Genomic DNA, 10,744 nt, shown 5'->3' on the forward strand with positions numbered 1-10,744 from the left:
TATTCGGGTTGTAGTGCATTTCGATTCCCGGGTGCACGCAGCGTTTAAGCCATCTCACTTATCGGAGGGCACCATGGCCAAGAAAGCTAAGAAGGCAGCGAAGAAGGCGACCAAGAGCGCGGTGAAGAAAACCGCCAAGAAGACCAAGAAGGTCGCCAAGAAGAAGTAACCTCGTCACGGAAATGGCCGGCGGTTCTGACGCCGGCGACGTCACACGAGCCGGCGGACCAGTTCGCTTCACCTACGAAATTTCAAGAGAGCGAACTTCAGCCTCGGCTCTGGTCGACGAAAGAGGGTGTCGGCGAGACATCAGGTCAAACGGCCGGATCGCGATGCTTGACCAGGGTCTCCTGGTCCAATCCGGTTCGGCAGAAGAACAGTTTTCTTCATGCGGTGCGGATCTTCGGTCCGCGGTTTCACCGGCGGGTTACCGCGGTAGTGAAATTTGGTCCTGACTGTTCGCCGACGCCCTCGTATCTGCCGCCGCGGCTCGCCGCCCGGCGCGCCCCTCGACAGCTCCATTTCATCCGATGATCTTTTGGCTGCGCAGCGGTGGCAGTGCTGCGCTGGCGTTGCGGCGCCGGCGAGCGGCGCGGCATTCCGCATCATCGTCGCGATGGTTATCGATCTGCCAACGGCAAAGCCGAAGCAGACCTGGCCGCGCGGCGCCAAGCGCTGCGCCGCAATGGTTTTTTGAATCGCAGCGAATTCGAAACCATGCCGCGTTCAGATTCGATTCATCGCGATACTTAAACTGCTCTTCAAATGTGATCGGCATGCTGCTCCCAACACGCCGGGATACGGCGGTGGGATGGGGTGAACGATTGGACAGGACGCCGCCCAAGCTCGGGCCGGCGCAGATGGAGAGACAGATGTTTCAGGGCAATTTCGGTCTGGATCACGCAACGCCCGTGGCAGCCGAGGGCAATCCCGAGGTGCTGTTCGAACTCGGCCTGCTGTATGCCTGCGGCCGCTCGGTCGGCCTCGACCTCGTCGCCGCGCATAAATGGTTCAACCTCGCCGCGCTGAAGGGCCGGGTCGATGCCATCGCGCTGCGTCGCGAGGTCGCCGAACTGATGACCGAGAGCGAAATCGCGCAGGCGCAGCGCGAGGCCCGGGCCTGGATGGCGGCGCACTGAGCCGCAGCTATCCTCGCCGGGCGAGCGGCGATCGGTCGCGGCCCGCAGCGCCCGAGTGATGCGCGCCGGCAACGGCTATTTTCAATCTTTGCGTTGTCACAGCCGTTAACAATTCGTCACGTTACTGAAACCTTAACGGTCTACGTCCCGCACAGGCTGAGGCTTTGTGTGATCGAAAGGGGCGAAGATGCGTTGCGGACGGACTCATCATTTCAAATTGCGACTGTTGCGGTCGACGGCGTTGGTTGCCGTGCTGGGCTTTGCGGGCGCCGCGCAGGCGCAGACCGCCAATGTGTCGGGGGCGAACGTCAACGTCCTCAATCTTCTGGCGCCGTTCCTGGGGCTGAATTTCACCGCCGCCGGCCAGGCCACGCTGCAGGCCAATCTGCAGCAGACCATCAAGGTCAACACCAGCACCACGCTGGCGCAACAGCAACTGGCGATCAGCGACAAGAACCTGCTCGGTAGCGCCAGCAACAATCTGTCCTCGGTCGGGCTCGGCACCTATGGCGTCGCCGCGAACCTCGCCGGTGGCCTGCCGGCGCAAACCCCGGTCAACGGCATCACGCCGCAGCAGGCGGTGGGCGGCTTCGGCGCCGTGCTCGGCTCGATCTACCAGACCGGCGTCGCCAACGGCACCAGCGGGCCGCTGGCCAATACGGTCAGGCTGTTGACCGGCGCCTACAACTTCACGAGCAGCGATCTCGGCGTCGCAAAGAACTATTTCGCCAATGGTGCTGCGACCAATCCGAGCAGCACGCCGGCCGGTTACGTCGCGATTCCTGCGGTTGCCCCGGCGGGCTACACGTTGCCGACCTTCAACGGTCTGCCCAACACCACCAACAGCGTCTATGATCTGGCCTATGGCGTGACCAACACCCAGGCCGGGCAGGACGTCTACGGCAGTTCGCGGCCGGTGCAGGTCGCCCGGAGCCAGTTCAACGTGTTCGATCCGACCGCGCTGAGCGGCCTCGAGACCAACCCGTCGTTCCCGAGCGGGCACACCACCTACGCCTTCACCGATTCGATGCTGCTCGGCATTCTGGTGCCGGAATTATATCAGAGCATGCTGCTGCGCGCCTCCGAATACGGCAACAGCCGGATCGCGCTCGGCGTGCACTATCCGCTCGACATCATCGCCAGCCGCTCCTTCGTCAGCTACGAGCTGGCACAGGCCCTGAGCAATCCGAACTACGTCAACAACACCACCGTCACCGGAACCGCAATCGATCTGCCGACGCTGGTGACGCAGGCGAAGACCGAGCTCAATGGCTACCTCTCGACCCAGTGCGGCGCCACCGTTGCCAGCTGCGCCAGCAGCACCGCCAACACCGCGAATGATCCTTACGTCGCCTCGGCGGCCAACCAGACGCTGTATCAGTCCCGGCTGACCTACGGCCTGCCGACGCTGAGCTACGCCGAGGCGCCGCGCGAAGCCGCCCCGAGCGGCGGGCCCGACGCCTCGATCCTGCTGGCGACGGTCTATGGCGGCAGCACCGCGGCGGCCCAGGCGCTGGCGCCGAGCGGCGGCATTTACGGCAACCTGCAGACCAGCACCATCAATCAGATCATCGTCAATACCGAGGGTACCGCGCTGGCGGCGTTCTACGGCACCGCGCTGAGCTACTGGTCGCGGCTCGATCTGTATTCGGCGATCGGCTATTTCCAGAACGTCACCGGCACCATCACGCTGGCGCCGAGCGACGTGGTGAGCAGCAATGTCACCGTCGGCAACACCGGCGTGCTGGCCGGCACCGGCACCGTGGCGAGCACCATTGTGACCAGCGGCGGCGCCCTGCAGCCCGGCAACGGCACCGCCGGCAGTTCGCTGAAGATCAATGGCAGCCTGGCGCTGCAGTCCGGCGCGCTTTACGTGGTCCAGGTCAGCAGTGCCGGTGCGCCGTTGACCAGCGTCAGCGGCACCGCGGCCCTGGCCGGCGGCGTCCAGGTCGCATCGCCGACCAGCAGCTACAAGTTCAATACTCCGACCACCATCCTGAACTCGGCCGGATTGGGCGGCTCGCGGTTCGCGACGCTGACCACGCCGACCGGCATCAGCGGCGCGCTCAGCTATTCCGCCAACGCCGTCTCGCTGAACCTCAGCTCGAGCCTCGGCCAGATCGCCGGCGCCAACGCCAACCAGCGCGCGGTCGGCGCCGCACTCGACTCCGCCTTCAATGCTGCCGGCAGCAGCGGCGCGCTTGGCGGCATCTTCGCCGGCAATGTCGGGCAAAATCTGGCGCAGGCTGCCGGGCAGGCGGCGACCGGGACGCAGCAGACCACCTTCAACGCGATGACGCAGTTCACCGGCCTGCTGCTCGATCCGACCATCGCCGGCCGCGGCGCTGCCGGCGGAGCGGCGCCGGGCGCGCTGTCCTTCGCCGACGAGGACGGCGGCGCCAATGCCTATGCCGCCACCGGCCGCAAGCGCTCGGGGACCGAGCGTGAGGCTTACGGCCTGATCACCAAGGCGGTGCCGCGCAGCACGGTGTACGATCCGCGCTGGAGCGTCTGGGCGGCGGGGTTCGGCGGCTCGCAGAGCACCGACGGCAACGTGGCGCTGGGGTCCGAAACCACCACCAGCCGGATCTACGGCGTCGCTGTGGGCGCCGATTATTACTTCTCGCCGGAGACCGTCGCCGGCTTCGCGCTGGCCGGCGGCGCGACCAATTACAGCCTGGGCAACGGCCTCGGCAGCGGCAAATCCGACCTGTTCCAGGCCGGCGCCTTCGTCCGCCACAGCGTCGGACCGACCTATCTGTCGGCGGCGCTGGCCTATGGCTGGCAGGACATCACCACCGATCGCACCGTCACCATCGCCGGAACCAGTCAGTTGCGGGCGCAGTTCAACGCCAACGCGCTGACCGGCCGGGTCGAGGGCGGCTACCGCTTGGTCGCGCCAGTCGCCGAGATCGGCATCACGCCCTATGCCGCGGGGCAGTTCACCACCTTCGATCTGCCGGCCTATGGCGAAACCGCGCTGGCTGGCGCCAGCGCCTTCGCCCTGAATTACGCGTCGAAGGATGTCACCGACACCCGCAGCGAACTCGGTCTGCGCGGCGACAAGTCCTACGCCTTGAACGAGGCGATCCTGACGCTGCGGGGTCGTGCGGCCTGGGCCCACGACTTCAACAACGATCGCTCGATCGGCGCGACCTTCCAATCGCTGCCGTTGGCGAGCTTCGTCGTCAACGGCGCGGCGCAGGCCCACGATCTGGCGCTGACCACCGCGTCCGCCGAATTGCAATGGCGCGGCGGCATTTCGGTGGCGGCGACCTTCGAAGGCGAGTTCTCCGACGTCTCGCAGTCCTACGCCGGCAAGGGCGTCGTGCGCTACTCCTGGTAACCGCGCGGCGATCCGTTCGACGGCTCATCTCGCCGGCAACAGCCGTAGATCGACCGACCCCACCGCACACAGCGGTGGGGTTTTTCGTCGCAGCGCACAACAAGCGGTACTTGCGTATCGGGATTAGTCATAAGTCGCGCAGACCGCAAAGCCGCGCCGATTGTAGTGTTCGCGCAGCTCCGAAACAGGAGCCTGCAAGGAGGAATCTGCCATGACAAGGAAGACACTGTTCTGCCTCGCCGCCATGGTTGGCGCGCTCACCGTCTCGGCCGCCTCGGCCGGCGAATTCGGCACCGCCGACGAAGCCAAGGCGATGCTCAACAAGGCCGCCGCCGCGGTGAAGGCCGACAAGGCCACCGCGCTCGCGCAATTCACCAAGGGCGAAGGCGGCTTCAAGGATCGCGATCTCTATCCGTTCTGCGGCGGTCCCGACGGCCTGTTCACCGCGCATCCGACGCTGACCGGCAAGAGCCTCAAGGACCTGAAGGACAAGGCCGGTAAGCCGCTCGGCGAAGAGATCTACGCGACCGCCAAGGAAGGCGACGTCAAGGAAGTCAGCTATTTGTGGCCGCGCCCGGGCCAGACCGAGCCGGTGCAGAAAGTCTCCTACGTCACCAAGATCGGCGATCAGACCTGTGCGGTCGGCTATTACAAGTAAGCCTTTGCGAGGCGGCGGCGAGGAACTCGCCGCCGCCTCACCGAGATGCGGCCGTCATTCCGGATTGCGAGTTCGAACAACGAGCAAGTCCGGAATCTATATGCCTACAGGGGTTATGGATTCCGGGCTCACTCGCCGCTGACGCTGCTCGCGCCCCGAAATAACGGCTCTCGCGCTGCGGCGCCGATCATCGCCAAAGCCCTTGATCCCATGGCGCGTCGCCCTCATCTCTCATCAGGGGCGAGCGTGAGGGAACTGCATGCTGCGCGGTATCGTTGCCGTCGTGTTGTTTGCCGCCGCCGTGCTGGCCTTCACCGTGAGCGCTCAGGCGCGGCCGCGCGATGCGGTCGATGCCACGCCATTCGCGCACGCGCCCTGCAGCGTGCTCGACGGCGTGCCCTGCACCCCGTCCTTTTGCAGCGTGTTCAATCACGGCCCCTGCGTTCCCGAGATCGACTATCCGATCGGCGAGAACCTGCAACTCACCATCCTCAGCGCGCCGGCTGCGGATGAGGTCGCCCGCTATCGCAAGCCCGACCATGCGCTGAACAGCATCGGCGATCTGTTCGCGGCCTTGCGGGCGTGCTGGGCGCCGCCGGATCCGGCGGCCGCACGCGCCGGCATGCAGCTCTCGGTGCTGTTCAGCTTTCGCAAATCCGGCGAGATGATCGCGCCGCCGCGGCTGACCTTTGCCAGCAGGGACGCGCCGGCCGATATCCGCAGCAGCTATCTCGACGCGATCAACGGTTCGCTCGGAGCTTGCCTGCCGCTGCGCTTCACCGCGGCGCTGGGCGGCGCCATCGCCGGACGGCCGATCATGATCCGCTATGTCGATAATCGGGCGCTGCCGCAGCCGTCGCGACAGAATTGACCGGCCGAACCTTTGCCGCTGGGATCAAGCTCGCGGGTTGCAGCCGCGGCTGGCCGCACGGCGGGCGCGGCTTGGCCGGCAAGGTTTGGCCGGCGCGGCAAGCCGGCAATGCGCGGGCGCAGCATTGCCTCTTTCCCATAAAGAATGATACGCGGAACAGCTTGCGCGCGGCTGTGGCGACCTGCCTGAGCCGTCGATCAGAGTTGAAATTGGCCGGCGCCGACGGGCGGCGCCAGGGGGAGTGCCATGGGACTTGCGATCATGATCCTGGGGTTGGCGCTGTTCGTCGGCGTCCATGTCCTGACCACGCAGCGCGACCTGCGCGCGCGGCTGATCGGATTTGGCGGCGAGGCGGTCTACAAGATCGGCTATGCGATCGTGGCGATCGCCGGCATCGCGCTGATCTCCTACGGCTTTGGCGACTATCGGGCCGCCGGCATGATCGACATCTGGCATCCGCCGGTCTGGAGCAAGCATTTGGCCGCGACGTTGATGCTGCCGGCGGTGATCATGGTGGTGGCCGCCTATCTGCGCGGCCGCATCTACACCACGCTGAAACATCCGATGCTGACCGGGGTGAAGACCTGGGCGGTGGCGCATCTGATCGCCAATGGCGATCTGGGCTCGATCATCCTGTTCGGCTCCATCCTCGGCTGGGCGGTGTTCGACCGGATCTCGCTGAAGCGGCGCAGCGATCCCGGCGCTCCGCCGATTCCGGTGGGCGGCCCGAAGAACGATCTGATCGCGATCGCGGTCGGCATCGTCGCCTATCTGGCGCTGGCCTTCGCCTTCCATCCGGTGGTGATCGGCGTTCCCGTGTTTGGAGCTTAAGATGTCGGTTCAATCTACGATCAAGCGCAAGACCGCGCCGGACATCCGCGCCCGCAAGGGCGGCGATCCGGTAGTGATGCTGACCTCGTATCACGCCCACACCGCCGCCCTGGTCGACCGCTATTGCGACGTCATCCTGGTCGGCGACTCGCTCGGCAATGTGATGCACGGCTTCGAGACCACGGTGCCGGTGACGCTCGACATGATGATCCTGCAGGGCCGCGCGGTGATGCGCGGCTCCAAGGAGGCGCTGGTGGTGGTCGACATGCCGTTCGGCTCCTACGAGGCGTCGAAGGAGCAGGCGTTCCACTCCGCGGTGCGGATCATGAAGGAAAGCCTGTGCGGCGCGGTGAAGCTGGAAGGCGGGGTGAAGATGGCCGAGACCATCCGCTTCCTGTCCGAGCGCGGCGTGCCGGTGATGGGCCATATCGGGTTGACGCCGCAATCGATCAACACCTTGGGCTCGTTTCGCGCGCAGGGCCGCGAGCAGAGCAATTGGGCGCCGATCGAGGCCGATGCGCGCGCGGTCGCCGAGGCCGGCGCGTTCTCGGTGGTGATCGAAGCCGTGGCGGAGCCGCTGGCGGCCAAGATCACCAAGGACATCGCGATTCCGACCATCGGCATCGGCGCCAGCGCCGCCTGCGACGGTCAGGTTCTGGTGCTCGAAGACATGCTCGGGCTGTCGCCCTGGGCGCCGAAATTTGTCAAGCGGTTCGGCGATCTCGGCCCCGGCATCGAGGCTGCGATCAAGGACTACGCCAGCGAGGTGCGCTCGCGCGTCTTTCCGGGGCCGGAGCACGTCTACGGCATGAAGACCAAGAGCTGAGCCGCGGCGTCGCGCCGCGCTGTGCGGTCGACACTTTGATCGGGCTTGCTTTGCCTTGTCGTCGCCATATCGCTAGGGTATCGCCGCCGCGGGATTGCGGCAGGCGGGCGTCGGCGCGTTGCCGCGCGGCCGCGCCATTCGGGGATGGGATACATTTAAGTGTCTGAATTATTTAACGAAGTCGACGAGGACCTGCGTCGCGAACAGCTCAAGCGGCTGTGGGATCGTTACTCGCTGCTGATCGTCGTCGTCGCGATTCTGATCATCGTCGGAGTCGGCGGTTGGCGCGGCTATCAGTATTTCGAGGCCAACAAGGCCGCCGAAGCCGGCGCCGCGTTCAACCAGGCGACCGATCTGTCCGAACAGAACAAACACGCCGAGGCCGAGGCGGCGTTCGCTCAGATCGCCGCCACCGCGCCGGCCGGCTATCGCACGCTGGCGCGGCTGCGCGCCGCCGCCGAGATCGCGACCCGCGATGCGCAGGCGGCAGCCAAGGCCTATGACGACATCGCCGCCGATCGCGCGGTGCCGGCGGTCGATCGCGACCTCGCGAAAGTCCGCGCCGCTGGCCTGCTTCTGGAAACCGCGAGCTACACCGACCTGTTGCAGCGGCTGGAGCCGGCGACCACCGCGGACGGCACCTATCGCCACACCGCGCGCGAATTGCTGGCGTTGTCGGCCTGGCGCAATGGCGATGCGAGCGCTGCGCGCAAATGGCTCGAGCTGATTTCCACCGATGCCGAGACGCCGTCGACCCTGCGCAGCCGCGCCGACGTGCTGCAGGCGCTGCTGCCGCCGGCCGCCAAAAGCTGACGCCAAAAGCTTGTGGCAAACCCAAGGCAAGCCAATTCGCGACCGATACCGCCGACACGACGACCCGAGTTGAGTGAGACCCCCATGCGCCGTACCTCTCGTCTGATTTCTGCCGCCGTGCTGATCGCGCTGGGCAGCGCCCTGACCGGCTGCGGCAGCACCAGCGGCTGGGACCCGACCGACCTTCTGGACTTCCTCGACACCAAGAAGAAGCTGCCGGGCGATCGCAAGCCGGTGTTCCCCGAAGGCGTCCCCGGGCTCGAGCAGGGGGTGCCGAAGAATCTCTACCGCGGCGCGGTTGAGGAGCCGGACGCCGCGGCGCCGGCGCCTGCGGAGGAGGCCAAGCCGAAACGCGCGGCGAAGCCGAAGAGCCACAGCAAGCCGGTCGCCGCCAGGCCCGCGCCGGAGGCCGAGCCCGCGGCCGACGAGGACGGCAGCACGGCCGCGGCGCCGCCGGCGCCGAAGCCCGCCAAGCCATCGCGCCGCCGCACCACCGCGCCGCCGCCGGACGAGCCCGCCGCCGCACCCACCACCACGGCGCCGGCGCAGTCGTCGTCGCCGTCCTCGGCGTTCCCGGCGCCGCTGCCGGGCGGCAGTTTCCAGCGCTGAACGACGGGCTTCGCGCGCCCCGACATTGACATGTCGTCGATAATCAGCGCACGGATCACCGATGTCCTTCACCTTCGCCATTATCGGCCGGCCCAATGTCGGCAAATCCACGCTGTTCAACCGATTGGTTGGGCAGAAGCTCGCGCTGGTCGATGACACGCCGGGGGTGACCCGCGACCGCCGCGAGGGCCAGGGCAAGCTCGGCGACCTCGAATTCACCATCATCGACACCGCAGGCCTCGACGAGGGCGCCAAGGGCTCGCTGGTGGCGCGGATGCAGGAGCAGACCGAGGCGGCGATCGCCTTGGCCGATGCGCTGTTGTTCGTGATCGACGCCCGCGCCGGGCTCACCCCCAACGACCGCGCCTTCGCCGACTTCGCCCGCCGCGCCAACAAGCCGGTGATCCTGCTCGCCAACAAAAGCGAGGGCAAGCACGGCGAGATCGGCGCGATGGAATCCTATGCGCTCGGGCTCGGCGATCCGATCCAGATTTCCGCCGAGCACGGCGAGGGCTTGAGCGACCTCTACGACGCGTTGCGCGCGGTGATGCCGGAGCCCGACGTGTTGTTCGGCGAGGACGACGAGGTCGAGGGCGTCAGCGAAGAAGACTTCTCCACCCGGCCGATCCGGGTCGCGATCGTGGGAAGGCCGAACGCCGGCAAGTCGACCATGATCAACCACCTGCTCGGCGAGGAGCGGCTGTTGACCAGCGCCGAGGCCGGCACCACGCGGGATTCGATTTCCGTCGAGGTCGACTACAAGGGCCGCCAGTTCCGGATCTTCGACACCGCCGGCCTGCGCCGGCGCGCGCGGATCGAGGAGAAGCTGGAAAAGCTCTCGGTTGCCGACGCGCTGCGGGCGGTGCGCTTTGCCGAAGTCGTCGTGCTGATGATGGATTCGCAGACCAAGTTCGAGGAGCAGGATCTGCGGATCGCCGACCTGATCGAGCGCGAGGGCCGCGCTCTGGTGATCGCGGTCAACAAATGGGATCTGATGGGCAAGCAGGCTAGCCTGGTGGCGGCGCTGCGCGCCGACGTCGATCACCTGCTGCCGCAGGTCAAGGGCGTGCCGATCGTCGCGGTGTCCGGACTGATGGGCGAGGGCATCGACCGGCTGATGAAGGCGATCGAGGATTCCTACGCGGTGTGGAACCGGCGGGTGCCGACCGCGTCGCTGAATCGCTGGTTCGAACAGGCGATCGAGGCCAACCCGCCGCCGGCGGTGTCGGGGCGTCGGCTGAAGCTGAACTACGTGACGCAAGCCAAGGCGCGGCCGCCGAGCTTCGTGGTGTTCTGCTCGCGCGCCGACGCGGTGCCGGAATCCTACCTGCGTTATCTGATCAACAGCCTGCGCGGCTTCTTCGATCTGCCCGGCACGCCGGTGCGGATCACCTTGCGCGAAAAGGCCAACCCGTTTGCACACAAGCGGCGGCGGCCGAACTGAGGCGCCGACGCGCGCGTTCTTGTTCGCCACCACCGCGCCTATCGCCGTCAGCCTTGCAACTCACACCGCCGTCATCCTTGTAACTTAAATTCTGCTGGGCGAGGCGGTAGGCTGTCTCGCGCGGTGGCGGACGAGAGACCGGGTCATCCGAGGGCTTTGAAGCCCGAACCTCAGCTTGGGCCTTCGTCCGTCGTTCCATCGAACCCG

10 protein-coding genes are annotated in these 10,744 nt (G+C 66.5%); 9 read left to right on the forward strand and 1 reads right to left on the reverse strand.

The features are described 5' to 3' along the window. Window positions 1–523: 523 nt before the first annotated feature. Entirely contained in the window at window positions 524–778 is a 255-nt protein-coding gene (locus tag VGC77_RS16585) for a hypothetical protein (protein ID WP_331172669.1), read from the reverse strand. A 94-nt stretch (window positions 779–872) separates the two neighbouring features. Between VGC77_RS16585 and VGC77_RS16590 the strand changes: the two genes are divergently transcribed. From VGC77_RS16590 to der, 9 genes are all read left to right on the forward strand, one after another. Further along, window positions 873–1,139 (forward strand): hypothetical protein, encoded by a 267-nt coding sequence (locus VGC77_RS16590; protein WP_331172670.1) that lies wholly within the window; start codon window positions 873–875, stop codon window positions 1,137–1,139. Window positions 1,140–1,389: 250 nt separating this feature from the next. Next, on the forward strand, window positions 1,390–4,485 hold the full coding sequence (locus VGC77_RS16595; protein WP_331172671.1) for an autotransporter domain-containing protein: 3,096 nt from the start codon (window positions 1,390–1,392) through the stop codon (window positions 4,483–4,485). Window positions 4,486–4,696: 211 nt separating this feature from the next. After that, complete coding sequence (locus VGC77_RS16600) at window positions 4,697–5,143, forward strand: cache domain-containing protein (protein WP_331172672.1); 447 nt, start codon at window positions 4,697–4,699, stop codon at window positions 5,141–5,143. A 259-nt stretch (window positions 5,144–5,402) separates the two neighbouring features. Continuing rightward, the gene (locus VGC77_RS16605; RefSeq protein WP_331172673.1) at window positions 5,403–6,014 is read left to right on the forward strand and encodes a hypothetical protein; all 612 of its coding nucleotides are present in this window, start codon (window positions 5,403–5,405) and stop codon (window positions 6,012–6,014) included. A 246-nt stretch (window positions 6,015–6,260) separates the two neighbouring features. Beyond that, a complete protein-coding gene (locus VGC77_RS16610) occupies window positions 6,261–6,845 on the forward strand; it encodes an NnrU family protein (RefSeq protein WP_331172674.1) in 585 nt (194 codons plus the stop codon). Window position 6,846: 1 nt separating this feature from the next. Next, on the forward strand, window positions 6,847–7,671 hold the full coding sequence (panB, locus tag VGC77_RS16615; RefSeq protein ID WP_331172675.1) for a 3-methyl-2-oxobutanoate hydroxymethyltransferase: 825 nt from the start codon (window positions 6,847–6,849) through the stop codon (window positions 7,669–7,671). Window positions 7,672–7,830: 159 nt separating this feature from the next. Beyond that, window positions 7,831–8,484 (forward strand): tetratricopeptide repeat protein, encoded by a 654-nt coding sequence (locus VGC77_RS16620; protein ID WP_331172676.1) that lies wholly within the window; start codon window positions 7,831–7,833, stop codon window positions 8,482–8,484. 84 nt (window positions 8,485–8,568) lie between these two features. Then, entirely contained in the window at window positions 8,569–9,093 is a 525-nt protein-coding gene (locus tag VGC77_RS16625) for a hypothetical protein (RefSeq protein ID WP_331172677.1), read from the forward strand. A 61-nt stretch (window positions 9,094–9,154) separates the two neighbouring features. Then, window positions 9,155–10,537 (forward strand): ribosome biogenesis GTPase Der, encoded by a 1,383-nt coding sequence (der, locus tag VGC77_RS16630; RefSeq protein WP_331172678.1) that lies wholly within the window; start codon window positions 9,155–9,157, stop codon window positions 10,535–10,537. Window positions 10,538–10,744 lie beyond the last annotated feature (207 nt).

Origin of the sequence: Rhodopseudomonas sp., assembly GCF_036404135.1 — a bacterium.
Classification (GTDB): Bacteria; Pseudomonadota; Alphaproteobacteria; order Rhizobiales; family Xanthobacteraceae; genus Rhodopseudomonas_A.

What these genes read in the sequence shown, in the direction of transcription:
- VGC77_RS16585 (WP_331172669.1), bottom strand. Translation starts at nt 778, where the DNA reads ATGCCGATCACATTTGAAGAGCAGTTTAAGTATCGCGATGAATCGAAT.
- VGC77_RS16590 (WP_331172670.1), top strand. Translation starts at nt 873, where the DNA reads ATGTTTCAGGGCAATTTCGGTCTGGATCACGCAACGCCCGTGGCAGCC.
- VGC77_RS16600 (WP_331172672.1), top strand. Translation starts at nt 4,697, where the DNA reads ATGACAAGGAAGACACTGTTCTGCCTCGCCGCCATGGTTGGCGCGCTC.
- VGC77_RS16605 (WP_331172673.1), top strand. Translation starts at nt 5,403, where the DNA reads ATGCTGCGCGGTATCGTTGCCGTCGTGTTGTTTGCCGCCGCCGTGCTG.
- VGC77_RS16610 (WP_331172674.1), top strand. Translation starts at nt 6,261, where the DNA reads ATGGGACTTGCGATCATGATCCTGGGGTTGGCGCTGTTCGTCGGCGTC.
- panB (WP_331172675.1), top strand. Translation starts at nt 6,847, where the DNA reads ATGTCGGTTCAATCTACGATCAAGCGCAAGACCGCGCCGGACATCCGC.
- VGC77_RS16625 (WP_331172677.1), top strand. Translation starts at nt 8,569, where the DNA reads ATGCGCCGTACCTCTCGTCTGATTTCTGCCGCCGTGCTGATCGCGCTG.
- der (WP_331172678.1), top strand. Translation starts at nt 9,155, where the DNA reads ATGTCCTTCACCTTCGCCATTATCGGCCGGCCCAATGTCGGCAAATCC.